The organism is Terriglobus roseus, assembly GCF_900102185.1.
Classification (GTDB): Bacteria; Acidobacteriota; Terriglobia; order Terriglobales; family Acidobacteriaceae; genus Terriglobus; species Terriglobus roseus_A.
This window is the reverse complement of the sequence record NZ_LT629690.1, coordinates 3,061,404-3,087,472: the sequence shown is the minus strand read 5'-3', so window position 1 is coordinate 3,087,472 and position 26,069 is coordinate 3,061,404. Positions and strand designations below refer to the sequence as shown.

General features: G+C 56.3%; 18 protein-coding genes. 11 read left to right on the top strand and 7 right to left on the bottom strand.

Annotated elements, in window-relative coordinates:
- Nucleotides 1-133: 133 nt before the first annotated feature.
- Together BLT38_RS12850 and BLT38_RS12845 are read left to right on the top strand one after the other, a co-directional pair.
- Nucleotides 134-691 (top strand): TIGR00730 family Rossman fold protein, encoded by a 558-nt coding sequence (locus tag BLT38_RS12850; RefSeq protein WP_083345539.1) that lies wholly within the window; start codon nt 134-136, stop codon nt 689-691.
- Between the two features lie 70 nt (nt 692-761).
- Nucleotides 762-1,817: an alkene reductase gene (locus BLT38_RS12845; protein ID WP_083345538.1), complete on the top strand. Its 1,056-nt coding sequence runs from the start codon at nt 762-764 to the stop codon at nt 1,815-1,817.
- Between the two features lie 33 nt (nt 1,818-1,850).
- On the opposite strand, the gene BLT38_RS12840 is transcribed toward BLT38_RS12845, so the two are convergent.
- From BLT38_RS12840 to BLT38_RS12825, 4 genes are read right to left on the bottom strand one after another with little or no spacing between them, the layout of a single operon-like run.
- Complete coding sequence (locus tag BLT38_RS12840; protein ID WP_083345537.1) at nt 1,851-2,576, bottom strand: hypothetical protein; 726 nt, start codon at nt 2,574-2,576, stop codon at nt 1,851-1,853.
- A gap of 30 nt (nt 2,577-2,606) precedes the next feature.
- Nucleotides 2,607-3,848, bottom strand: a complete 1,242-nt coding sequence (locus BLT38_RS12835) for a hypothetical protein (protein WP_083345536.1) — start codon at nt 3,846-3,848, stop codon at nt 2,607-2,609.
- On the bottom strand, nt 3,845-7,081 hold the full coding sequence (treS, locus tag BLT38_RS12830; protein ID WP_083345535.1) for a maltose alpha-D-glucosyltransferase: 3,237 nt from the start codon (nt 7,079-7,081) through the stop codon (nt 3,845-3,847). The genes BLT38_RS12835 and treS overlap by 4 nt, the downstream gene beginning before the upstream one ends.
- Entirely contained in the window at nt 7,078-9,210 is a 2,133-nt protein-coding gene (locus BLT38_RS12825) for an alpha-1,4-glucan--maltose-1-phosphate maltosyltransferase (RefSeq protein ID WP_083345534.1), read from the bottom strand. Before BLT38_RS12825 ends, treS begins: the two co-directional genes overlap by 4 nt.
- A gap of 164 nt (nt 9,211-9,374) precedes the next feature.
- On the opposite strand from BLT38_RS12825, the gene BLT38_RS12820 reads away from it, so the two are divergent.
- The 5 genes from BLT38_RS12820 to BLT38_RS12800 all read left to right on the top strand — a co-directional run bounded on the left by BLT38_RS12820 (nt 9,375) and on the right by BLT38_RS12800 (nt 20,430).
- Complete coding sequence (locus BLT38_RS12820; protein ID WP_083345533.1) at nt 9,375-11,237, top strand: glycoside hydrolase family 15 protein; 1,863 nt, start codon at nt 9,375-9,377, stop codon at nt 11,235-11,237.
- A 156-nt stretch (nt 11,238-11,393) separates the two neighbouring features.
- The gene (gene treY / locus BLT38_RS12815; RefSeq protein ID WP_083347082.1) at nt 11,394-14,114 is read left to right on the top strand and encodes a malto-oligosyltrehalose synthase; all 2,721 of its coding nucleotides are present in this window, start codon (nt 11,394-11,396) and stop codon (nt 14,112-14,114) included.
- A 61-nt stretch (nt 14,115-14,175) separates the two neighbouring features.
- Nucleotides 14,176-15,939, top strand: a complete 1,764-nt coding sequence (gene treZ / locus BLT38_RS12810) for a malto-oligosyltrehalose trehalohydrolase (protein WP_083345532.1) — start codon at nt 14,176-14,178, stop codon at nt 15,937-15,939.
- A gap of 147 nt (nt 15,940-16,086) precedes the next feature.
- A complete protein-coding gene (locus BLT38_RS12805) occupies nt 16,087-17,340 on the top strand; it encodes a DUF5666 domain-containing protein (protein WP_231966477.1) in 1,254 nt (417 codons plus the stop codon).
- Between the two features lie 90 nt (nt 17,341-17,430).
- Nucleotides 17,431-20,430 carry a carboxypeptidase-like regulatory domain-containing protein gene (locus BLT38_RS12800; protein ID WP_231966475.1) on the top strand — a complete coding sequence of 1,000 codons (3,000 nt, stop codon included), beginning with the start codon at nt 17,431-17,433 and terminating at the stop codon, nt 20,428-20,430.
- Between the two features lie 63 nt (nt 20,431-20,493).
- Here the strand turns inward: BLT38_RS12800 and BLT38_RS12795 are convergent, their stop codons facing one another.
- Both BLT38_RS12795 and BLT38_RS20530 read right to left on the bottom strand, forming a co-directional pair.
- The gene (locus tag BLT38_RS12795; protein ID WP_083345530.1) at nt 20,494-21,846 is read right to left on the bottom strand and encodes an aldehyde dehydrogenase family protein; all 1,353 of its coding nucleotides are present in this window, start codon (nt 21,844-21,846) and stop codon (nt 20,494-20,496) included.
- On the bottom strand, nt 21,827-21,982 hold the full coding sequence (locus BLT38_RS20530; protein WP_156785119.1) for a hypothetical protein: 156 nt from the start codon (nt 21,980-21,982) through the stop codon (nt 21,827-21,829). Before BLT38_RS20530 ends, BLT38_RS12795 begins: the two co-directional genes overlap by 20 nt.
- A 96-nt stretch (nt 21,983-22,078) precedes the next feature.
- Between BLT38_RS20530 and BLT38_RS12790 the strand changes: the two genes are divergently transcribed.
- Both BLT38_RS12790 and BLT38_RS12785 read left to right on the top strand, forming a co-directional pair.
- Complete coding sequence (locus BLT38_RS12790) at nt 22,079-22,564, top strand: nucleoside deaminase (RefSeq protein ID WP_083345529.1); 486 nt, start codon at nt 22,079-22,081, stop codon at nt 22,562-22,564.
- A gap of 5 nt (nt 22,565-22,569) precedes the next feature.
- Nucleotides 22,570-23,862, top strand: coding sequence for a homoserine dehydrogenase (locus tag BLT38_RS12785; protein ID WP_083345528.1), 1,293 nt, complete (start codon nt 22,570-22,572; stop codon nt 23,860-23,862).
- Between the two features lie 6 nt (nt 23,863-23,868).
- Here BLT38_RS12785 and BLT38_RS12780 read toward each other — a convergent pair whose 3' ends face one another.
- A complete protein-coding gene (locus tag BLT38_RS12780) occupies nt 23,869-24,273 on the bottom strand; it encodes a hypothetical protein (protein WP_083345527.1) in 405 nt (134 codons plus the stop codon).
- A gap of 79 nt (nt 24,274-24,352) precedes the next feature.
- Between BLT38_RS12780 and nadC the strand changes: the two genes are divergently transcribed.
- Both nadC and BLT38_RS12770 read left to right on the top strand, forming a co-directional pair.
- On the top strand, nt 24,353-25,249 hold the full coding sequence (gene nadC, locus BLT38_RS12775) for a carboxylating nicotinate-nucleotide diphosphorylase (protein WP_083345526.1): 897 nt from the start codon (nt 24,353-24,355) through the stop codon (nt 25,247-25,249).
- A gap of 5 nt (nt 25,250-25,254) precedes the next feature.
- On the top strand, nt 25,255-26,049 hold the full coding sequence (locus BLT38_RS12770) for a biotin--[acetyl-CoA-carboxylase] ligase (protein ID WP_083345525.1): 795 nt from the start codon (nt 25,255-25,257) through the stop codon (nt 26,047-26,049).
- The last annotated feature ends 20 nt before the right edge of the window (nt 26,050-26,069 follow it).

Below are 26,069 nucleotides of genomic sequence, written 5' to 3'. Positions count from 1 at the left end.
GTGACCAGCCATTAGAGACTGTGTTTGCGGGAGTATGTTAACCAAAGGATGGACGTGGCGCTCGCTGCAATCGCGCGCCACGTCCTTTTCTTTTTGCGCAGGTTTGTCGCGAGGGACGCTATGCTCAAACAAGATGCGATTGAAAACGTTATGTGTCTTTTGTGCTTCAGCAAGTGGAGCGCGAGTGGAGTATCAGCAGGATGCTGAGGCGTTGGGTATTGAACTGGCGCGTCGCGGTATCGGTCTTGTCTATGGTGGCGCTAGCGTCGGCCTGATGGGAGTGGTGGCAAACGCTACGTTGCAGAACGGCGGCCGCTGCATCGGTGTGATTCCACACGTCCTGGTGGACAAGGAAGTGTCACACATTGGCCTGACGGAATTGCACGTAGTGGATACGATGCACACGCGTAAGGCTCTGATGGGGGAGAAGTCGGATGCGTTTCTCATCCTGCCCGGCGGTTACGGAACCATGGAAGAGTTGTTCGAAGTGTTGACGTGGCAGACACTGCGTTTGCATGCTAAGCCCACGGTTCTCCTGAACACGGCAGGGTTTTACGACCGTCTGCTGCAGTTTCTGGATCATTGCGTGGAAGAGGGAGTGCTGAAACCGGCAGCGAGGGCGAATCTGATGGTCGCTACCACGGTGGACGATGCGTTGTCGCAGATTGAGGCTGCACTCGCAACAGGCTGAATCCTAAGCATGATGAGTGCCATCGAAAGAAACGCACCTTCCAGCCAGGAAGACGAGGAGCGTTCCATCGATGCCGACTTTATTTGATCCCATTCGCGTGGGCGACCTTGATTTACCCAACCGTATATTCATGGCACCCTTAACGCGTTTGCGCGGCACGGTGAACCACGTTCCACGTCCGGAGTTGATGGCGGAGTATTATCGCCAGCGCGCTTCGGCCGGACTGATCATCAGTGAAGGAACGCCAGTCGATCCGAAGGGTGTTGGATATCCTCAGGTGCCGGGCATCTGGTCCGCAGAGCAGGTAGAGGCTTGGAAGCCTATTGTGGAGGCGGTCCATCAGGCGGGTGGTCGGATCTTTTCGCAAATATGGCACGTCGGACGCATCTCACATTCCTCGTACTTGGATGGTGAGCCGCCAGTGGCGCCCAGCGCGATTGCAGCAGATGGCCATGTGAGCCTGGTGCGACCCAAGGCCGCTTTTGAAACTCCACGTGCGCTGAGCATCGGCGAGATTCACGAAGTGGTGGAACAGTTTCGTCGTGGTGCGGAAAATGCAAAGGCGGCTGGGTTCGATGGCGTGGAGATTCATGGCGCCAACGGCTATCTGCTGGATCAATTCCTGCAAAGTGGCAGCAATACGCGGGACGATGAGTATGGCGGCTCGATTGAGAATCGCGCCAGGCTAATGTTGCAAGTAACAGATGCCGTGATTTCGGTATTCGGAGCGGGACGTGTGGGCATGCACCTGGCCCCGCGCAGCGACTCTCACGGCATCAGTGATGCGAATGGCACTGAGACGTTCTCCTACGTGGCAACGGAGTTGGGTAAGCGGAAGATCGCGTTTCTTATGGCGCGCGAACATGAAGCCCCAGACAGTCGTGGGCCGCTGCTGAAGAAGTTGTTTGGAGGCGTTTACGTGGCGAACGAAGGGTTCACCCTTGCAAGCGCGAATGCCATCATCGAGCGCGGCGATGCGGACGCGGTGGGATTTGGCAAGGAATTTATCGCCAATCCTGATCTGCCACGACGCTTGAAGGAGAGTGCTCCGTTGAACACGCCCATTCCCGCGTCGTTTTATTCGCACGAGGCTGAGGGATACACCGACTATCCTGCACTTCCGTAACGGAAAGCAGGACAGTCATCGTCGCAGCGTGCGTTAAAAGTGGCGCACGCTGCGGGGCGTGTCAGTGCGTTCGGTGGCGCGGTCTATCGGCGTAGCCTTCTCCGCGGTGCGTTCCATGGAGCGCGCCACGACATCGCGTGAACCAAGCCCGAAGGCCAAGGCCAGCGCCAGCACCATGCCTCCAAAGAGAATACCGAAGCCAATCTCGACGATCCGTCCGCCGACGTCGAGATGATCGAGAACCATCGCGGCAGTGAAGATGAGTACGAGCCACTTCACGCCGAGAGACAGCGCGCGCGCGTAATTCAATCGCGCATTCACAGCGCTAATGAGTACAGAGCGCGAAAGGTAACGCGCAAGAATCGTACCCGCAATCAGGATGATAAGTGCGCCGACCGAGTGTGCAAGATAAGGCAGGATGAACGGCGCCAGATCGCTTGTTCCTGCTGCGTCATATGCGGATACGCCGATAGCAAAACCCAACACCACGCACATCCAGAAGACGACGCGACTGATCAGCAGGGAAGGGCTGTGCGATGGTGCCCAGTCAGAAACACCAGCGGAGTTGCGCTCTCCCACGCGTTCGTCAAAACGGAAACGAGTGAGCAGGGCACGAATGCCCCATGCCAGCGCGGCGCCGATCAACGCCAGCAATACCACAGCTAGCAGCAACGCCAATACACCAGGCAGGAAAACAGCCAGCTTGGTGAGCACGCGGCTGAAGGAATCCATGAGAGCATCTTTGACTTGCGAAAACATGATGGAAATCTCCTGTGTGTTCCTGACGTGCTAAGGGTTGAAGCGGTCGGGCCACCGCCAACGCGAAACCAGATAAGGCTTGTCTGCCTCGAAGGCGCGAGCGGTTGCTTCGGGGGGATTTTCTGCGTTGGAGTTGGCTTGTATGTGTGATGCAACCCAGGCTAGATACAACGGCGTGAGTGCGCCCAAAAGATGACCGCGATTGATCGTGCGCAGGCGGTGCGCCAGTACAAAGTCATACACGATGCGCACCCATAGCGTGTCTGGCATGGTGAAGCTCTCTGCGGGCAGGCGCGATAGATGTTTCAAGCCGAGAAGGGTCTGTGGTGGCAAAACAAGCGACCACAATTCATGCAGATTGCCGTAGCCGATGCGGAAACTCTCAATGAGTTCGGAAGTCTCCTCTGGCGATACTGGCGGTGCCGGAAGATTTACATCGGGAACGCTATTGATCGAATGCATAACGGCAGGAGGACGTGTGCGCTGCCAGTAGCTCGCCTTGGTTTCAATTTCCGCGAAGAGTGACGCCGTCAGAGTGCCCAGAATGGTGGCAAGATCCGCTGTGGATGGATGCGGTATTTCGCGAACGCCTGCGGAAACATCGGCGACGGAGAACCCGGCGGCGGCTGCTTCAACGGTTGGCCACAGTAGTCCGTCCGGCTGTCCCGCGGCGGTTTGTTGCTGTGCCGCTGCGGCCATGCGTTCGGCGGCGCGTGTGGAAAGAGCAAGGTCCAGCGCCATGGGGAAGGCGTTCCGCACACCGAAGAGTGCTCGTGTGAGTGGGTGAAGAATGGCTGCGTTAATCAGGCCATCATGCTGACCAATGCTGTAGCGAGGAAGGGCCACATCTGCTTGTTCCGTAAGAACCGCATCCAGCAAGCCGCGAATGGCAGCAGGTGAAAGTGAGTGTGCCTCCGCTCCCAATAACATGCCACAGGATGCGTCGTGGGCACGTATCACTTCGTACAGGCTTAGGTATGCGGCGGCTGTCTGCACAGTCAGCGTGTGCATGCTCGCAATCGATGAATACGGTTGGAGCGATAGGCCATCCTGGTGCCATGAAGCGGCTTCGGGATCAGAAACGGGATAAGCAATCAGCGTGGACGTAGCGCGATCTCCAAGGGCTTCACGCAGTACATCCAACAAGGGCTGCAGATGGTCAACTGGAGCATCTGCATACCAGGGACCGAGGCAGATGACGGTATCTGTGCTCACGGCATTGCTCGCCACCTGTGACTCCATGCGCATCTCCATGGCTGCGGTGGTACTCATGCCCTGCCTCCTGTCATATCCAGCAGACCAAGTATGCCAGCGAGCGGAATTGCAATCCAGTCGGGCCGGTTATTCACCTCATAAATGATCTCGTAAAGCGCCTTTTCCAACAGATAGGCACGCAGCAGGATCGCCTCCACTTCGGTGGAGGGGTGCGGCAACGAGCCAGTGCCTTGGCGGTAACCCTCCAGGAATGCACCTGCCGCGGCGTGTTCCCATTCGTCGCGTTGGGCGGAAGGCGGCGTTCCAAAGCCAGCTGCAGCGGCGTAAGAGAACGAACGGAGCATGCCTGCCACATCGCGAAGAGGCGACTGTTTCATCCTTCGTTCTTCGAGCGAACGAGCGGGTTCCCCTTCAAAATCCAGCAGAACGAAATCGTCCTTCGTGCGAAGCACCTGTCCAAGATGATAGTCACCATGGATGCGTGTTCGAATCCCCGCTTCTGCCGGAGGAATATGACGAAGACTCTCTGCAAGCGCCAGCATGTCGTCTCGCCGGCTGATGAGCGTCGCGACTGCTGGCAGTAGCGCATCTGAAAGTTTCGCGAAACTTGTTTTGAATGCGTCGATCGCGATGGTGATCTGCGATTCCAGTCGCGCAGCATCGCGATCCAGTGCGGCCGCGTTTGTCGTCTCCACTGCAAATGCGGGATTGTCCGTTGGCGTTGCGAGCGCGCCATGCATTTCGCCGGTTCGCTGCCCAAGTAATCGAATGGCATCGGTGTATGAAGAACCGTTTGACGATTGACGGATCTGCGACAGGGTCCACTCCCACCCGTCACCTTCATTCGCAACCAGACCTTGCAGCAGACCGAGCGTCGTCGTCTCGCCATCCTCCGGGGTGTAAAGCAGTTCTCCAGCGAACGGGGCAATGTGCTGGAAATGTGCAGTTTCCGTAAGGAAACGCCCGATCTCCGCGTCGGGATTTTCCCCAGGTTGCAGTCTGCGAAACAATTTCAGAATGAACGCGGCACCGTAGAGCAACGACGAATTGCTTTGTTCCGCTGAAGTTCTGCGCGAGGGAATGTTCTCATCGGGTCCGCGTAGTGATGCAAATGCAGAACTGCGTTTGCCCGTAAGAATTCCTTGGCCGTCTGTAACCAGCGTCTGTTCGGTTCCAATGATGCGAAGCAATTCCTGGCGAACTTCTTCGATGAAAAGACCGTCAACCAGCGCTCCATTTGCTGCAATACCCATCTGTGCCGAGGCGATGATACTTTGCGGCGATTCGGCGCGAAGGCTGTCCACCCGCTCACCTGAGAGATAAGCAACGGGAAGCGTATAGGTATCGCTATTACCTTCCATGTAGTCGATCCCAAGAATCAGAATCGCAGCGTCAAATCGCTGAAGAGGAACGCTTCCTACAATGTGAACCGCCTTGATGGTGCGCGACTTTGCACCGAACCATCGTTGCGTCAGCAGAAACTTAGGAAGGAACGTTTCCTGCAGCAGCTCTGCTCCGGCTCCGGTGGTGGCACTTTGCAAGTTGCCAGCGGGTAGGACAAGTTCGGCTGTTTGAGCGTCCAGCGTCGATGGTGTTTCTGATTCATCCTGTGGTGCAGGCTGAAGTTCCAGCCATAGGAAAGCATAGGGCCCGAGTGTCACTGGATACGGTTCATCTGTGATCTTAGGAAATGAGACGTACCCGAGCATCTCTACAGGAACCATTCCCTTGAAGCGCGATAGATCAAGCGTTACAGGCTGCGCAAAGCGGGAGAGATTCGCCACGCACACTACGCGTTCTGACTCGTATTCGCGTAGGTAAGCGAGTACCTTGCGATTCTCCGGGCGCAGAAACTCCTGCGTGCCGCGGCCGAATACCTGGAACAGTTTGCGCAACGCAATCATGTTGCGTGTCCAGTGCAGCAGCGACGAAGTGTCGCTCTCCTGCGCTTCCACGTTGATCGCTTCATAGCCCCAGATGGGGTCCATGATCACGGGCGAGTACAGTTTTGCAGGAACGGCGCGGCTGAAGCCCGCATTACGATCGCTGTTCCACTGCATGGGGGTACGAACACCGTTGCGGTCACCCAGATAAATGTTGTCGCCCATGCCGATCTCATCGCCGTAATAGAGGATCGGTGTTCCGGGGAAAGAAAGTAAGAGCGAATTCAGCAGCTCAATGCGGCGACGGTTATTGTCCAGCAGCGGAGCAAGCCGACGGCGAATACCTACGTTGATACGCATGCGCGGATCTGCCGAATAGGCCAGGTACATGTAATCACGCTCGTCGTCGGAGACCATCTCCAGCGTGAGTTCATCATGATTGCGTAGGAAAATGCCCCATTGGCAATTCGATGGAATGTCAGGCGTGCGCGCCATGATTTCGGTGATGGGAAGGCGATCCTCCTGTCGCAGTGCCATGTAAATGCGCGGCATCAGGGGGAAGTGGAATGCCATGTGGCATTCATCACCGTCGCCAAAGTATGGCCGCACATCTTCTGGCCACATATTCGCTTCCGCCAGGATCATGCGGTTTTCATATTCGGATTCCATGACCGCGCGAAGTTCTTTAATGACCAGGTGAGTTTCCGGAACGTTCTCGCAGGAGGTGCCATCTCGCTCGATCAGGTAGGGAATTGCGTCGAGGCGGAGGCCGTCTACACCCATATCCAGCCAGTAGCGCATGATATCGGCTACTGTTTCGCGTACCACCGGATTGTCAAAATTTAGATCTGGCTGATGTGAGAAGAATCGGTGCCAGTAGTACTGCCCGGCAACGGCGTCCCATGTCCAGTTGGATTTTTCCGTGTCGGTGAAGATGATGCGGACACCGTCGTACAACTTGTCCGAATCGCTCCACACATACATGTTTCGTTCGGGCGATCCAGCCGGTGCATTGCGTGCTGCCTGAAACCATGGATGCTGATCGCTTGTGTGATTGATGACGAGCTCAATCATCACCTGCATGCCGCGAGCGTGAGCAGCCGCAAGGAAAGACTGAAAGTCGTTGACCGTGCCGTAGGCCGGGTTCACGCTCAGGTAGTCAGAGATGTCGTAGCCATCGTCACGCTGCGGCGAAGGGAAAAAGGGCAGCAACCAAATGCAAGTGACACCCAGCTCCTGCAGATAATCCAGCTTTCCCATCAAGCCGGGAAAGTCGCCGATGCCATCATTGTTGCTATCGGCGAACGCCTTCACATGTAGTTCATAGATGACTGCGTCTTTGAACCAGAGCGGATCAGTGGCGCTGCCGGACTTCTTCCTCTTCGGACGTACGATGGTTGTGCTCAATCTTCGGTACTCTCCGCGGCCGTGTGTTCGGAAAGATGCTTCGGATGCAGTAACAGGATGTGTGCCGGCATTTTTTCCGGGTCTAGGCTCACATAGTTATATGACCCTTGCCACAGATATGTCTCGCCTGTGAGCAGGTCGTGCGCTTCAAACTCACCCGCCAGCGGCATACCGAGTTCCATCAGTTGCAGGTCCGTCCAACCAATCTGAGTCTGGTGCGGATCGAGGTTCACAATGGTCAGAACTACATCGTCTCCCGCCCTTTTGCTGTAGGCAATGAGTGAATCATTACTGATGCCGTGAAAGTGAAGAGAATCGTTCGTCTGCAATGCGGGATGTGCGTTTCGCAGGCGATTCAGCAAAGTGACGAGCGGCGCAATGGAGATTGGATCCTCGCGATCCCATGTGCGCAACTGGTACTTTTCGCTGTCCAGATACTCTTCGCTTTTGGGCTTTGCTGGAACGTGTTCGCACAATTCGTAGGTGGGACCATAAATGCCATAACTGGCACTCAATGTTGCAGCGAGGATGGCACGTTGTTGAAAGGCTGCACGTCCGCCTTCCTGCAGGAATTCGACCAGAATGTCAGGTGTGTTCGGCCATAGGTTCGGTCGGAAGAATTCGCTGACCGGAGGTGTCGTGATCTCCTGCATATACTGCGTAAGTTCGTGTTTCTCCGTTCGCCATGAGAAATACGTGTAGCTCTGCGTGTAACCAATCTTTGCCAATCCATACATCACGTGCGGACGTGTGAATGCCTCTGCCAGAAAGACCACTTCAGGATGCGTCTGCCGAATTTCGGCGATGCACCACTCCCAGAAGGGAATCGCCTTTGTGTGCGGATTATCGACGCGGAAGATACGCACGCCCTTGTCGATCCAGAACAGAAAGACGCTGCATAACTCTTCCCAGAGTGCGCGCCAGTCATCCGATTCGAAATTGATCGGATAGATGTCCTGATATTTCTTGGGGGGATTCTCCGCATATTGAATGCTTCCATCCGGACGGATTTTGAACCAATTTGGATGGTCGTGAACCCATGGATGATCGGGCGCGCACTGGAATGCAATGTCGAGCGCGATTTCCATCTTCAATTTTTGCGCCGTCCCGATGAGTTGTTCAAAATCAGCGAAGGTTCCTAGTTCACGCAGGATGGCCTTGTGGCCGCCGTCACGATTGCCAATGGCCCATGGACTCCCCACGTCGTCCGGAGCGGCGAAGATGGAATTGTTTCGCCCTTTGCGGAAGGCTGTGCCAATGGGATGGATCGGAGGGAAATAGACAACGTCGAATCCCATTTCAGCTACTTCTGGAAGTAAAGCCATGGCATCGCGCAGTGTGCCGTGTGCACCGTTTGCGCCGCAGGAGCGCGGAAAGAATTCGTACCACGTGGAGAATCGCGCACGTTCGCGATCCACCCAGAGCGGAAAACCTTTGGAATACGTAGTGGCGAAGTTTAAATCCGGATATTGAAGTGCCAGCAGGATCAGGTCGTTGCTGAGCGGGAATTCATAAAAATTAGCGTTCTTTTCCGCGAGATAACGAAGTGAGCTTGCCGCTCCTTTGAGTGTCTGCGCGTCTGCAGTGCGTGCACGTGCCGAGGCCTGGTCAAGCAGAGTGGCGCCAGTTCTAAGGGCCAGCGCGATATCGTTCGAGGGGGCCGGAGTGCTGGCTCCTGTGGATGACTTTTTTGTAGCCGTCAGGTCTTCCAGAGCAACGGTATTTTCATCTGTCGCGGAACCACCTTCGTTCTGTTCAGGACCGCCGGGCATTTCCGCGGGGGACGTTGTCGTCTGCGCGTCGATTCGCTTATGCAGATCATGAACCCATGTGCCGAAATGATCGACCCATGCCTGCACTGTATAAAGCCACGGGCCTATGGCATCTGCCGTGAACTCCGCTTCCCACACATCGTTTCCGCGTTCCATAAAGGGGGCGGTGCGCCAGGTGTCTTCTGATTCGCGTCGATAAAAAAGCTTTGCTGCAACGTGATCGTGTCCGTCCGAATAGATGGCCGCCGATACAACAACGCGATCACCTACTACGCGCTTGACTGCGTGGCGTCCGCAGTCCACCTGCGGTTGCACGTTTTCGATGATGACGCGGCTCCGGCCTTCCTTCGGCTTCAAGCAATTCCTCCTTGCCGTTCTTTGCAGACATTCCGTGAAGGCGGTTGACTGCATCCAATCACGCTGAGTCATCCCAGCAAACGTCTTCAGGTAAGGATGCCGGAGATGAATCAGGCGTTTGCCTGCATTGCGCTTATACGCCTTATCCACCGGGAGAAAATTCCTTGACCAAGGAAGAGCACGAAACAGAAGAGCCTCTACATGCGGCTCGGATTGAAGACTACGCCTTGATTGGGGATTGCGAAACGGCAGCGCTTATCTGCCGCAACGGATCACTGGACTGGCTCTGTTGGCCGACATTCGCCTCCGGTGCATGCTTCGCGGCGTTGCTCGGAACAGCAGACCATGGTTATTTTCAGATTCGTCCGTCGGCCGAGGAGGTCGTGACGGAAGACGAATGGCGATACAAACCGCACACTCTGATCGTAGAAAAAGTGTGGAAGACGGAGCGGGGCGCGGTGCTTGTGAGCGACTTTATGCCACCGCGTGGGAACAATTCGGATGTTGTGAGGATTGTGAAAGGACTGCGCGGTTCCGTGAAGATGCGCATGGATCTTGTGTTGAGGTTCGACTATGGCAGAACCATTCCGTGGGTGGAACGTGTCGATCATCACATGCGTGCCATTGCAGGTCCTGAACTTGTAGTTCTTCGTACCGAGGCGCCCTTACATGGCGAAGGCCTCACGACTGTGAGCGATTTCGAAGTCCGCGAAGGAGAATCGGTGTGTTTTGTTCTGTCATACGGATCATCGCTCCAAGAGGACCCCGCCAGTTTCGATCCTCACGATGCTTATCGCGACACAGAAATCTTCTGGACAGAATGGACCTCGCAGCGAAAAGGACATACGGACTGGGAAGATTGCGTGGAGCGTTCGCTCATCACTTTAAAGGCTCTGACGTATCGGCCTACCGGTGGTCTTGTAGCCGCACCCACAACGTCGCTTCCTGAACAAATCGGCGGTGTGCGTAATTGGGACTATCGATGCTGCTGGCTGCGTGACACAGCCTTCACATTGCTGGTGTTGTTACACGAAGGTTACACAGAAGAAGCGCAGGCATGGCGTGGATGGCTGCTTCGCGCCATAGCTGGTTCGGCAGAACAAATCCAGTCTCTTTATGGGCTTGGAGGCGAAAGGCAATTGACTGAATGGCAGGCAGATTGGTTGCCGGGCTATGAGAATTCCAAGCCAGTAAATATCGGAAATAAAGCTGCGGAACAGTTGCAGTTAGATGTGTTTGGAGAGGTGATTGCGGCACTCTCACACACGCCCACCGTGAAAGACGATGTGTGGAGGCCGGCGGTGCGGTCGCTGGTGATCAATATGCTTGAGCATCTGGAAAATATCTGGCAGCTACCGGACAACGGCATATGGGAGGTGCGCGGCCCACAACAACACTTTGTGCATTCCAAAGTGATGGCATGGGTCGCATTTTCGCGCGCCATCGAAGGATACGAACGGACTGACGATAAAGGTGATGCAAAGCTGCAGGAAGCGGTAGAGCGCTGGCGCCATGTAAGAGACGCCATTCATCGGGATGTATGCGTGAATGGATACGACGCGGAGCGAAATACGTTTGTGCAGGCGTATGGATCGCATGCCCTTGACGCGGCTCTTTTACGAATCCCACTTGTAGGATTCTTGCCTGCGAACGACCCGCGGGTGGCGGGCACTCTTAAGGCGGTTCAACAAGAGTTGCAGAGAGGCGACCTAGTACTGCGATACAACACGGACGGTGATGATGGATTGCCGCCGGGCGAAGGTGCCTTCTTGGCTTGTTCGTTTTGGATGACGGGTGTGATGTATCTCAGTGGCCAGCAGGCGGAAGCCCGCGCCATGTTTGAGCGATTGTTGAAGTTACGCAATCCGCTTGGCTTAATCGCAGAAGAATATGACATGCAAGAAATGCGGCAGGTAGGAAATTTCCCACAGGCGTTCTCGCATCTGACCATGGCGCATGCAGCCACCATCCTGAGCGGTGGAAAAGGTCCCTGGAGTGAAGGGCTTGAGTCGGCCGAACGCCGCTGAATCGGCGCAGAGTGGCGGTGACTGCCGTCGACTGACGTCGCGTTAAGCTTGCCAAACAACTCACGGCACAGGAGCAGCACCTAAAGGAGAGAACCAAGGGATCAAAACAGAAAGGCTGCCGCGGTGCGCGGCACGGAGCAGCCTGCACAGGAGACGATGCGCACACCGCTATCTACATATCGCCTGCAGTTGCATGCCGGTTTTACATTTTCCCAGGCAATTGCAACTGCGGAGTATCTTTGTGACCTCGGAATTTCGCATGTGTATAGCTCCCCTTACCTTCAGGCAGGTAGTGGCTCTACGCATGGTTATGACGTCGTCGACCATCATCGCGTGAACGCGGAACTGGGTGGAGTAGAGGGACACGAAGCATTTTCGAGAAAACTTGGAGAGCTTGGTCTTGGCCAGGTTCTGGACATTGTGCCAAATCACATGTCTGTGGACCGCACGAATCGCATGTGGTGGGACGTCTTGGAGAACGGACCGTCCAGCCGTTTTGCCACCTTCTTCGATATCGATTGGAACTCTGCGGAAGAGAAACTGCGCGATAAAGTACTGATGCCGGTCCTTGGCGATCAGTATGGTCGGGTGCTGGAGAGACGCGAAATACACATTGATCGTGACGGTGTGCAGTTCAGAGTCCGTTATGGCGAGCAGGAGTTTCCTGTTGCTCCGCGTTCCTTGTATGGTCTTCTGGCGCGCGCTGCAGAGCTTGCACCTTCTGACACGCTGAACTTCCTTGCCGTTTCCTTTGCACGCTTACCTGCGCCCGATTCCACGGATCGCAGCGTGCAGCTTGCACGCCATCGCGACAAGCAAGTCTTGCTTGGATTGCTGCAACGACTGTGCAGAGAAGAAGAAGCGATCTGCCGCTCGATTGATGAAGCGCTCGCAGAACTGAACGGAAATATTGATGCGCTGGACGAAATCCTGAACGCACAGAACTTCCGTCTTGCCTATTGGCGCACCTCCGATCAGGAGCTTGGATATCGCCGCTTCTTCGATGTCAATTCACTCATTGGTCTGCGCATGGAGCGTGAGTATGTCTTCGAAGAAACGCATGAACTGATTTTGTATTGGTTGGACAAGGGTGTGCTGGATGGTGTGCGCATCGACCATCCTGATGGTCTGCGCGACCCCAAGCAGTATCTGGAGCGTTTACGTTCGAGCTCCCCACATGCATGGATTGTGGTGGAGAAGATTCTTGAGCCCGGCGAGTGGCTGCGGCAGGACTGGCCAGTGCAGGGAACAAGTGGTTACGACTTCATGAACCTCTGCAACGGTCTGCTGGTCGCACCGGATGGCTTGCGAAGAATCGATGCTATTTACCGCGACTTCACGAATGAGCATGAAAGTTATGCCGATGTCATGTTCGAGAAGAAGTCCAAGATCGCACAAGAAACATTGGCCAGCGATGTGAATCGGTTGGCGAACATCTTTGTTGCAATCTGTGAAAACAACCGCGACAGCCGCGACTATACGCGTGCGCAGATTCGACGTGCGATTCGCAATGTCGCGGCGTGTTTCGATATTTATCGAACCTACGTAGTCTGGACACCGGATCGCCAGGAAATTGCAGAAGAAGATCGCGAACACATTGGTAAGGCCATCGAAGAAGCAAAGCGCCGGAAGCCAGATATCGACGCCGGTTTGTTTGATTTCATGAGTGACATTCTGACGTTGAAGGTGACGGGAAAGCTGGAAGGCGAATTCGTCGCACGTTTCCAGCAATTCACTTCGCCCATCATGGCTAAGGGCGTGGAAGATACTGCTTTCTATACCTTCAATCGGCTCACCTCATTGAATGAAGTGGGTGGTGATCCCGGCTTGGATGGCAATAGCGTGGAGCAGTTTCACGCGTACAACGCACACATGCAAGCGACCTTTCCGACAACGATGCTGACGTTGTCCACTCATGACACCAAACGGGCGGACGATGTGCGCGCGAGAATAGCGGTGTTGGCGGAGATGCCTGGACGTTGGGCTGCGAAAGTGAAGCGATGGTCGCGCGTCAATGCGAAGTATCGTACTGGCGCTTATCCTGATCCGAACACGGAGTATTTCCTCTATCAGACGCTGATTGGTGCATGGCCCATCGCAGAAGACCGTTTGAAGCAATACATGCAGAAGGCTATGCGTGAGGCAAAGCGCATTACGTCGTGGCTTGCAAACAATCAAGCCTATGAAGACGCACTGAACCGCTTTATCGAGCAGATTCTGAGTGACGCTGCATTCGTTGCAGAAGTGGAATCGTTCGTGCAGCGTATTCGACGCGATGGATGCGTCAACTCATTGGCGCAAACGTTGCTGAAATGCACATCGCCGGGTGTTCCCGATCTGTATCAAGGTGCCGAGTTATGGGATTACTCATTGGTCGATCCGGATAATCGCAGACCGGTCGATTACGATCTGCGTCGCAACATGCTTGCAGAGCTTCGCGGGTTCTCACGCGAAGACGCAGCCCGATTCGCGTTGGCTCATTTTGAGCAGGGATACCCCAAGCTTTGGGTGATTCTGCAGGCACTGCAACTTCGTTATGAGCGTCCAGCATCTTTCGATCAATCGGCCACGTACGAACCGCTGTTGCCAGCGGGTTCTAAGGCGGATCATGTGATTGCTTATGTTCGTTCGGGGGATGTCATTACGGTTGTGGCTCGTTTTCCGCATCGGCTGGATAACAACTGGAGCGGCACGGTCCTTCCGCTGCCGCCAGGTAAGTGGACGGATCGTATGACGGGGCGCGTGCACGCCGGTGGGGCGCAGATTCGTATCAGTACACTGCTGGATGATTTTCCTGTTGCGCTATTGGTGCGCGACAGCGAAGCGACGGATGGTCGTGACGCCAGAAAGACACCCGGTCGCGATCTGGCTGCCTGACAGAAGACAACATTTTAGGAACGAGAAGCGGTGCAAGAAGAGCCGCAGGAGGATAGTCGGGATGCATCATTTTTCGGTATGGGCGCCGCGGCGCAACAAGGTATCGGTGCGCGTGGATGGTACGGATTATCCGATGGAAGGGCCATCGCAGCGCGGCTTTTGGAAGGCTGATGTAGGTGCCGCAGAGCATGGCAGCAATTACGCTTTCATTCTCGATGATGATCCGCGGCCCTATCCTGATCCCCGTTCTTTCTGGCAGCCGAAGGACGTGCATTCCGAATCGCGCGTATTAGACCACTCGCATTTTCCGTGGACCGACGAGAAGTTCCGTCCTATTCCTCTTCCTTCTGCTGTGATCTACGAAATGCACGTAGGCACATTCACGAAGGAAGGAACGTTTGATGCAGCGATTGGAAAGCTCGACTATCTCTTTGAGCTTGGCATCACCCATATCGAGCTACTTCCTATCTCGTCGTTTGAAGGAAGGTTTTCGTGGGGGTATGACGGTGTGTCGCCTTATGCTCCTGACGAGACGTACGGTGGTCCAGATGGCGTGAAGCGGTTTGTGAACGCGTGCCATGCGAAGGGGCTTGGCGTGATTCTGGATGTGGTCATGAACCACTTCGGGCCAGCTGGCAATTACACCCAGATGTTTGGGCCGTATTACACGGATCGTCATCACACACCGTGGGGTGCCGCGATCAATCTGGAAGCAGGCGGGAGCGACCAGGTGCGCCGTTTCTTTATCGACAACGCCATCATGTGGCTGAGGGATTATCACTTTGACGGCCTGCGGCTGGATGCGGTGCATGAGCTGATTGACCGTTCCGCAATGCACTTTCTGGAACAGCTTTCCCGCGAGGTGGAAGACCTATCGGCGTCGCTGGGCCGTTGCCTCTTTCTAATTGGCGAAACGGATCTGAATGATCCGCGTTTTGTAACGCCGCGTGAGGCAAATGGTTTTGGCTTGGACGCGCAGTGGAGCGACGACTTTCACCACGCGTTGTTCACGCTTCTTCGCCATGAGCCGCATGGCTACTTCGAAGATTTCGGCACAATTGAAAATCTGGCGACCACACTCCAGCAGGTGTTCCTGTATGACGGTCGCTACTCTCGCTTTCGCCAGCACAATCACGGACGACAGATTCACAAGATCAGCTTCCATCGCTTCCTTGGCTACATCCAGAACCATGACCAGATCGGCAATCGCGCGCACGGTGAACGGTTGGAGCAACTGGTTGGTATGCGAAAGGCGAAGCTGGCTGCCGGAGTTGTTATGACAGCCCCGTTCCTGCCCATGGTGTTCATGGGAGAGGAGTGGGCAGCCTCTACACCATGGTTGTATTTCGCTGACTTTCAGGACGAAGAGCTGCGCAAGGCGGTTCGCGAAGGCAGGAAGAAAGATTTTCAGGCTTTCGGATGGGCGGAAGATGTGCCGGCTCCCGAGGACCCCAAGACGTTTGGAGCTTCCATTTTGAAATGGGACGAGTTGCAGGAACCGAAACATGCTGAGATGTATCGCTGGTACCGCGACCTGATCCATCTTCGTCGCAGAATGCTGGCCCTGAATTTAGGCGATTTTGGCCGCATGGTGGTCCACTGCAATGAAGAACAGCAATGGATCTATACCGATCGCGGCAACGTGCGGACAATGATCAACTTTGCCGAGACAGCGACCAGCTTCGCGGTGGAACCGGGATCGGAACTACTGCTGTGCAGCGATGTTGTTCCAGACCGGAAGGAGGACTGTGTCCAGCTTCCGCCGCTGAGCATGGCGGTTTATCACTGGCCGCCCCAGCCGCTGGATCAGGATCCACCGGAATAGCGGTCGGGCGGTTGCAATGACAGGTTGCGCCGTTTTTTGCCGGAAATAGCTTTTTCTAACGAAACTTTCACAGGACACGTCCGTATTTCTAAGTGAGTACAGGATTTCCGCATTCCTGGAAGACCCTTTCATCACTGGAGCAGGACGTTGAACCATCGCCGGACGCAGTCGGGAACGCTACAAACGATTTCACGGAAACTGGCTCTAGCCGCCGTGATGGGGGCTGCAATCGCACCTTTGGCGTTGACTTCGGTGGCGATTGCGCAGGCTGCACCCGCTGCAGGGCGTGTGCTGGGCACGGTAAAGACCATCTCCGGCAACACTCTAACAGTGGCTCCGGACGGCGGTGCCGCTCCGACAACCGTTACGGTTGGGGACGGTGCACGCATTCAGCAGAGCGCAGACATGAAGACCGTTTCCGCTGCGACGCTGGACCAGCTTGCCGTGGGTGATCGTGTCCTGGCGACGGGAACACCGGGCGACGGCGGTGCGCTGACGGCAACCCGCCTCATCATGATTAAGTCTGCGGCCATTGCGCAGCGCAATGCAGCTTCGCAGGCTGACTGGGCGAAGCGCGGCTCAGGTGGCATCGTGAAATCTGTAGATGCTGGCGCAAACACTATCGCTATTAGCTCCGGCAAAAAGGATGTCACGGTTACGACTACCGGCAGCACCATCTATCGTCGCTATGCCCCGGGATCGGTCAAGTTTGAAGAAGCGCAGCCCAGCACGTTAGCTGCGATCCAGTCCGGCGACCAACTCCGCGTGCGTGGCGATAAGTCTCCGGATGGAGCAAACATCACGGCGGATGAGATCGTTTCGGGTACTTTCAAGAATCTTTCCGGCACCATCGTTTCCATCAATGCGTCGGCAAACAGCCTTGTGATCAAGGATTTGGCCACTAAGAAGAACGAGACTGTCATCGTCAGCGATGGCAGCGACCTTCACGCGATGCCGCCTGAGATGGCGGCACGATTTGGAAGTGGCGGCGCGGCGGGTGCTCGGCGTGCTGGTGGGGGTGAAGGTGTCCCGGCCGGCGGCGGACAGGCTGGCGCAGAACGTCCCGCTGGTCCCCCGGCAGGCGGTCCCCCCTCTGGTGGCCCCCCTTCAGGCGGTCCTGGTGGGCAAGGCGGTTTCGGCGGACGCCCAGGTGGCGGACGTGCTGCTGATTTAGCTACCATGATTCCGCGTCTTCCCAAGACGACCCTGGCTGCACTAAAGCCGGGCGAGGCCCTGATGATTGTGGCCTCAGGCAATGGCAATGCCGGTCCGTTTACGGCAATCACGCTTCTAAGCGGCGTGGAACCCCTGCTGACCGGACCTGCGGCCAGCGAGATGACAATTTCGCCGTGGAGCCTCGGCTCTGGCGGCGGCGAGGGTGGTGGCGGCGGACCGCAGTAGCGTTCCGTCTCTCAACCGCGTGATAGATCAACAACTCCCGTGCTGCGGCGGAAACTCCGAAGCATTCACACTTCACCTTCTTTGAGGGTCATGATGAACTTTTGCCTTTCAAGCTCTCGACGACTGTCGATTGCGATTCTTTCGGTAAGCCTGGCAGGTAGCGCAACTCTTTGCGCACCGATGGCATATGCCCAGACGGCTTCCGCCGCCACGGTTACCGGATTTGTGCTGGACCCGGATCAGGCTGCGATCCCCGGCGCTACTGTGACGCTGACGCCCGCCAAGGGCCAAGCGCTGGTGACCACCTCGGGTTCTGACGGTGCGTATACCTTCCGCAACGTTCCGGCTGGAACATATTCGGTGACCGTCACAATGCAGGGCTTTGCCTCGTTTGTTCGGCAGGGTGTGCGAGTGGGAACGGCAACTGTCAATCTCAACACGGCCATGACGGTTCAGGCGGAGTCCACGGAAATCAACGTGACCACCCAGAACACGCAGGTGTCCACCGATCCCGATTCCAACGGCAGCTCGGTTGTCATCAAGGACAAGGACCTGGAAGCGCTGTCGGATGACCCGGATGAGCTTTCCAGCGAACTGTCAGCCTTGGCTGGTCCTTCGGCTGGTCCGAACGGCGGACAGATTTACGTGGACGGTTTCACGGGCGGCACGCTTCCGCCGAAATCCTCCATCCGCGAAATCCGTGTGAACCAGAATCCGTTCTCGGCGCAGTTCGATAAGCAGGGCTTTGGTCGTGTGGAAGTATTCACGAAGCCAGGTACGGACAAGTATCACGGTAACTTCAGCATTCAGGGCAATGACAAGGCGTTCAACACGTCCAGCCCGTTCCTCGGCTCCACGAATCAGCAGCCGGATTATCACCGCATCTTCTTCATCGGATCGCTGACCGGACCGGCGACGAAGACCAGCTCATACTCCATCGCAGGAAGCTATCGCGATATTGAAGACAACAGCATCTTCGCTGGCTACGCTGTTACGTCGAGCCCGAGCTCTAGCGTTCTGTGCCAGCCGGGCGATCTTACCTGCACCTTGAATGTGTACCCGGATGCATCCCGCGCCACGTTCCATCCGCAGAAGCGCTGGGATCTGACGCCACGTTATGACGTGGCTCTGGGCGAGAAGAACACGCTGACCATCCGCTATCAGTTTGAGCATAACGACCAGACCAATGCCGGCCTGGGTGCTACATCGTTGAACACCACGGCATACAACAGCGGAGTTCACGAGCATCAGCTCACCATCAGCGATACGCAGATCATCAGCAGCAAACTGATTAACGAAACTCGTTTGCAGTTGGTTCGCCAGATCACCTCGCAGTCACCTCTGAACACAACGCCCACGCTGACGGTGACCGGTTATTTCACCGGTGGTGGTTCCAGCGCAGGAACGCAGAACAGCACGAACGACCATCTGGAACTGCAGAACTACACGTCGATCGCGCTCCAGAAGAACTTCATCCGCGCGGGCGTACGGTTGCGTGTTTACCGCGAAGCGCTGTTCTCCAACGCAGGTTCGAACGGAACGTTTACTTACGGACCTACCTACAACTGCACAACTGCACCCTGCACGGCGTTGACCTCGGATTACAACTACGTCCATGGTCAGCCGTTCCAGTACCGCGTAACCACAATCAACAATCCACGTGCGGAACAGTCGTTGGCGGATGTGGGCTTCTATGCGGAAGACGACTGGAAGATCAAGCCGAACATGACGCTGAGCTATGGCGCGCGTTTGGAATCGCAGAGCGCGATCAACAGCAAGGCTGATATCGCTCCGCGTGTTGCTCTTTCCTATGGTGTTCCATCGAAAAAGGGAAATCCCGGTACGGTGATCCGTGCTGGTTGGGGCATCTTCTATGACCGCTTCGATCTGAGCGACGTCATCCAGACACAGCGCCAGAATGGCATCAACCAGGTAACAAATATCTACGGTGCGTCCCGCAACGCCGATGGCAGTGTGGCTGCAATCACGACTGGATGCGGCCCCACCAATACGACCGCTTGCGGCACCGGAACACTTGGTTCGCAGACGATCTATCAGCTCGGTGCAAATCTACGTTCTTCTTACAACATGCAGACGGCCCTGGGTGTCGATCAGCAGGTAGGCAAGCGATCCACGGTTTCGTTCAACTACCTGAACACCATCGGCGATCACATGTACATGTCGCGTTCGATTCCGACAGCCGCCGGTAACTACGTGTATCAGTACCAGTCTGGTGGCGTGTATCGCCAGAACCAGATCATCGTGAACGTGCGCACGCAGCTCAGCCCGCGCTTCTCGATGTTCGGCTTCTACACCTACAGCAACGCGAAGGCGAATACGAATGGCCCGGATGCCTTTCCGACGGACAGCTTGAATCCGAGAACCGACTACGGCCGTGCGTTGTTCAACGCCACGAACCGTGTGTTCCTTTTCGGTAACTGGAATGCTCCGTATGGAATCAACCTGAGCCCGTTCTTCAGCGTGAACTCCGGTAGCCCGTACAACATCACGACCGGAACGGACGTGAATGGCGATACCGTTATCAATGACCGCGCTGGTTTTGCGAATGGTGTTTCCGGAAACTGCAAAACGGCTACGGACTTCATCTCTACCGGTATTACTTCAGCAAACCGCGTTCCGCAGGGCTATTGCACCGGACCATCGAATGTACAGGGCAACCTGCGCATCGTGAAGGTCTTCGGCTTCGGCGCTAAGACTGGTGCGGCAGCTCGTGGTGGCCGCAATGGACAGAATGGCCAAAACGGCCAGAACGGTCCTGGCGGTGGAATGCCTCCGGGCGGTGGTGGTCCTCGCGGTGGTGGTGGTGGCGGCGGTCGTGGACCCGGTGGTCCCGGCGGCTTCGGTGGCGGTGCTTCCTCGGGACACAAGTACACGCTCAGCGTAGGCGCACAGATTCAGAACCTGTTCAACTACGTGCCGTACTCCACTCCTAGCGGTTCATTGAGCTCGTACAGCCCGGATCCGTCGAAGAACCTCTTCGGCAAGTCCACCTCGTTGTCCAGCATGGGACCGGGCGGAAGCTCCGCCGCAGTTCGTACCGTGACCCTGCAGATGAGCTTCAACTTCTAATCTGCAAACAAACGAAAGAGGCGCACCCTGCGGGGTGCGCCTCTTTCTTGTTGCCAACGCGAACTATTTGCCGAGCGAAACCGTCTTGGCGACCATAAATTCGCGCATCCCTTGAGAGCCAAGCTCACGCCCATAGCCGGATCGTTTTGCGCCCCCCACCGGTAGTCTGGGATCATCGGCGGGAAGTGCATTCAGAGCTACAAGACCAGCATCAACGCCATGGATGAGTTGTTGCTGCTCTGCGGGCTCCTTGGTCCAGACGGAAGCAGCGCGTCCCATCGGGCTGTCATTCGCTATTGCGATGGCATCCTGCAGATCATGTGCTCGAAACAACAGGCACACCGGGCCTGAAAATGCATCACGTGCTACAGCCGAATTTCGAGGGACATCGGCCAGCACCGTCGGCTCAAAGAAATTTCCGCGACCCACCATGCGAGTTCCACCTGTAAGAACGCGGCCACCGGCGGTTACCGCGACCGTCACCTGCTCTTCCAGGAGCTTCAATGCATCAGGCGTTCCCACCGGTCCCACACGCGTTTCTTCACGCAGCGGATCTCCCACGGACAGCGATTCCACAGCTGCGATGAGCCGTCCCATTACAGCTGTATATATCTCCGAATGCAGGATCACGCGACGGATACTGTCACCCTTGCAGATGGCTTCAATCACTGCCGCAATGGCGGCGTCTTGATCTGCCGAAGGCATTACGATCATCGGATCATTGCCGGGCAGATGGAGCACACTCTTCTTCAGTTGCCATCCGGCCTTGGCTGCCAGGGCGCGGCCTGTGGCCTCCGTTCCGCACACGGATACCGCGGCAACATGGTCGTCTGCCAGTGCGGTCTCTACCAGTCTGTCTTCTATCAGCAAGGCTGTGACAGCGCCTCGGGGAAATCCAGCGCGGCGTACCAGCGCTTCAATACGAAGCGAACATTGCGGAACGCTTGTCGCGTGTTTCAACAACACAGTGTTGCCCGCAACCAGTGCCGGAACACAAAAGCGGAAAGCATGCCAAAGCGGAGACTCCCACGGCAGGACGGCCAACACCACGCCCATGGGGCTCCACTGCACATAGGCAGCCTCGCCCTCACCGGGCAAGAGTTCAGGAGCCAGCATCCGTACGGCGTGTTCGGCATAGTAGCGGCATGCGTCCGCGCATCGGGCCACTTCGGCTGTGGACGCGCCGATGGTTTTCCCCGTCTCCTGCGTGATGGCGCGCGCTAACTCTTCGCTTTCTTCTGCCAGAAGAGAGGCGAGTTTTCGCAGGCATAGAAGGCGGTGCTCCAGGGGCAGTGTGTGTTGGAGCGTGGCTGCCTCATGGGCTTGTGCGATGCGCGTCCGCAACGCCTCTTCGTCCCACATCTCAAAGGTGCGGAGAACGTCTCCTGTTGCCGGATTAAGGGACTGCAGTGGCATCAAACTCCTCGGCTGCAAACTCAGACGGCATACCAGCAACAACAGTGCGGCATACCTGTGTGCCGGCTGTGGCTCCGGTCTCCATCGCATCTACGGTAGCAAACCCAGTCCACAGATGGCTTTCTGCGGTCGCCACGAGGATGAAGGTTTATAGTAACGGGCCGGACCGTGCAGGTGCTCCAACTCGCCATTCTTAGTGCGCCCTGCGATACTTAAGGGGAGGCAATACCGAATGAGCAATACCGTTTCTCCCGATCCGAAGTTCATGCGCATGGCGATTGAACTGGCCACAGACAACGTCGTCACGGGGAATGGTGGGCCGTTCGGAGCGGTGATTGTGCGTAATGGAGAAGTCATCGCATCAGCAGCCAACACGGTGACAAGCGCAAATGATCCCACAGCACATGCCGAGGTCAATGCGATCCGTGAGGCGTGTGCGAAGCTGAAAACCTTTCAGCTTGAGGACTGTGACATCTACACTTCATGCGAACCTTGCCCCATGTGCATGGCAGCACTTTACTGGTCGCGTTGCCGGTCGGTTTTCTATGGAAATACCAAGGCAGATGCTGCGGCCATCGGGTTCGATGATCAGTTTTTGTATGACGAGGTAAATCGGCCGCTGGAACAGCGCCGCATTCCGTTTCAACGCATGTTGCCGGACGAAGCCATCCGCTCGTTCCAGGCATGGCAGAACAGCAATGAAAGGATCGACTACTAAACACTATGGCGAAGCAGACTGCGGCAAACGCGGCAACAAAGGTTGCAATCCTCGGCTTCGGCACGGTGGGATCGTCGGTGGCGCAGTTATTGCGCGGCCAGAAGTTCCCAGGCATCGAACTGACTCACATCTATAACCGCGGCGTGGAGCGCAAACGCACCGGCGCAACAGCGAAGGGGCTAAACAGCGGCATCGTGTGGACTGAAAACATCCAGGACATTCTGAAGTCAGATGTTGATGTCGTCATTGAGACCATCGGTGGTATCGATCCCATTGAAGGCTGGTTGCGCAAGGCTCTCAGCAGCGGCAAGCACGTCGTCACTGCGAACAAGCAACTAATCGCTTACAAGGGCGCAGGCCTTGCCAAGCTGGCCCGTGAGAACAATCGAGTGCTGGTTTACAACGCCGCAGTTGCTGGTGGAGTGCCGGTTATTCCTGCAACGTTGCATGGCTTGCAGGGCGATCGCATTACGCGCCTCAGCGGCATTCTGAACGGCACCTGCAATTTCATGCTCTCGCACATGGAGCAGGGCGCGGAATATGCGGACGTGCTAAAGCAGGCACAGGCAGCCGGTTATGCCGAAGCTGATCCAACTGCAGATGTGGATGGCTACGACGCGCGCGCGAAGCTCTGCATTCTGGTGCGCGCCGCCATGCAGATTGGTATCAATCCCGATGAAGTGCCTGCGCAGACCATTCGAAACGTGAGCGCTGTGGACTTTGCATACGCGAAAGAGCTTGGCTGCACCGTTCGGCAAATCGCACGGGCCGAGCTTCGCGGTGGTGTGCTGCGGGCACGCGTCGCGCCCATGCTGGTGCCCAAGAGCTCGCCTATCGCCTGGTCACACGGCACGCAGAATATGGTCGTAACGTCTGGTGAATTTGGTGGCGATGTCGTGTTTAGCGGACATGGTGCAGGCGGTAATCCGACGGCTGTGGCCATCGTCAGCGACCTGCTGGCCGTGGTGCACGGATCGAACTCCGTCGCGTTGCCGGTCAAGAAAAAGACAGTTACCGGCGAGTTCATGGCACCGCATTATCTTCGTTTCATCGTGCGGGACAAGCCCGGCATAGTGTCTGCTATCTCGGGCGCTCTGACGAAGGTGGGTGCGAACATCGACAGCATCCTGCAACGTCCCGGATATCCCAAGGATGCGTTGCCTTTCGTTGTTACCACGGAACCCACGTTGACCTCGACAGTGGAAGCCGCCGTCAAGGCCATTTCCAAAATGAATACGATGCTGGAGGCACCGTTGTGCCTGCAGATGCTGGTGGACGACGACCGAGCTGAAGATTAGCCCGGCCTATTCCGGCTTCTGAGCTTCTTCCACTGCGATGCTGACGTTTTCGTGTTTGATATCAAGTCGCAACCGATTGTAGAGGCTCATATAGACGTTGGCGACGTAAACCAGCGCGAACTCAGCCAACACATAACCTCGCCAACCGGAGTACAACAGTTGGAAGCGGGTAACCAGCAGCACCAGCGCGGTAACGTAATGGCTGAAGCAGTATTCGCAGGTAAAAAGGTAGAAAAACTTTCTGTGGGTAAGGGAACGGGCGCTCTGGCTGCGATCTTTGCAGTACTCGCGAGGTTCCCGGAAGACTTCTTCATGCGTCACCGTCCAACTCATGCAGGCGATAGGGATCGCCAACAGAAGTAGAATGGCAGCTTGACGGGGCAGGGTTTCGGGTAGAAGTTCCGGAATCATCTCTCTCGTAGTTGACGCACATTGCCGTTATGGCATCTTTACCGTAGGATGCGCTGTGCACCTTTAGGATTGTGATTGGATGGACTGGAAAAGCAGAAAAATCGCATCAATCGTCGAATCCGCACTTGCGGAAGACAAAGCCACCAGCGATGTCACAACAGCACTGGCGATTGACCCGGATTTGCGCGCTTCTGCGGCGATCCTTGTACGACAGGACTGCATCATCTGCGGTCTGGGCGTGATCTGCGCCGTGTTCGATGCGTTTGCCGCTATGCAGACACGCAGTGGACACAAGAGCAGCGGGCGCTATGAGGTTATCAGCCACTCAGAAATGTTCGATGGCGTGCGTGTGCGGAAGGGGCAAACTGTAGCCGTCATCCGGCATTCTGCGGCGGCTATCTTCTCCTGCGAGCGCGTCATCCTGAACCTGATGCAACGCATGAGTGGCATTGCCACTTTGACCAACGAATTTGTGCAGCTGACTCAAGGCACGCGCGCGAAGATTCTGGATACACGTAAGACAGTGCCCGGTCTGCGGTTGCTGGATAAGTATGCCGTGACTTGCGGCGGCGGTGCGAACCATCGCCTGGACCTGCAGGATGGCATCATGCTGAAGACCAGCCATGTGGTCATTGCGGGAGGCATCACGAAGGCGGTGCAGAAGGTGGCCAACGCCCGAAAGCCCGGACAGAAGATTGAAATTGAAGTGCGCAGTCTGCAGGACGCGGAAGATGCGGTTGCAGCGGGAGCGGATGCCCTTTTGCTGGTAGGCCTGTCCCCGAAGCAGACAGTCGAGGTGGTGGAAGCAATGCGTGCAAAAGCGCCAAAGGTGGTTCTGGAAGTCGCGGAACACATTTCCCTAGAAAACGCGCACGAGTATGCCGAAACCGGCGTGGACTTCCTGTCCGTCGGTGCACTTACACGGTCGTCGGTCGCGGTGGATCTGAGCATGCGTATCACGGCGGATGTTTACTGAGGTTAATGAGCGGCTTTGACCTACAGGCTGTAAACGACGCCCTCCAGGGAACCATCTTCCACGGCAAGGTGCAGCACTTCACTACCATCGGCAGCACCAATGTGCAGGCGCTCGCGGACGCTCAGGCTGGCGCGCAATCAGGCCAGGTTTACATTGCAGACGAACAGACTGCAGGGCGAGGGCGAGGCGGTCACACGTGGCATTCTGAGCCGGATCGCGGCTTGTATCTGACCATGCTGGTAAGACCGGCGCTGCAAAGCTCAGACGTGCTGAAGCTCTCCATGATCACTGCGCTGGCTGCTGTTGAGGCCATTGCTGAGGTTACGGCGTCTCGCATTACGGATATCCGCTGGCCAAACGATCTGGTGATAGGTGCGAATCCTGCTCGCAAGGCGGGTGGCATTCTGACCGAGGCGGTTTCCACACCATCCGGCGAACTTCGGCATGCGGCCATCGGAATTGGGATCAACCTGAACCAGTTGGAATTTCCCAAGGAACTTGCCGCTGTTGCGACGTCATTGCGGCGTGAGCTGGGGGCTAGCGTGAGCAGGGAAGAGCTTGCCATCGCCCTGCTTTCGCAGATGGATAAAGAATTTCGGCAACTCGACCAGAACGGCAGTGAGGTCTTCGATCGCATGGAAAGGAAAAGCACGTGGGTGCGGGGCAAGCGCGTTCATGTGGCGGAGGAGGAAGGCTATACTGGCAAAACCGCCGGACTCACGACCGAGGGCCTTCTTCGCATCCACTGCGACGACGGCACGGAACGTGTGGTCCGTCATGGCGGAGTCCGAGAGTTGTGAATCAACCGACGACAAGCAGG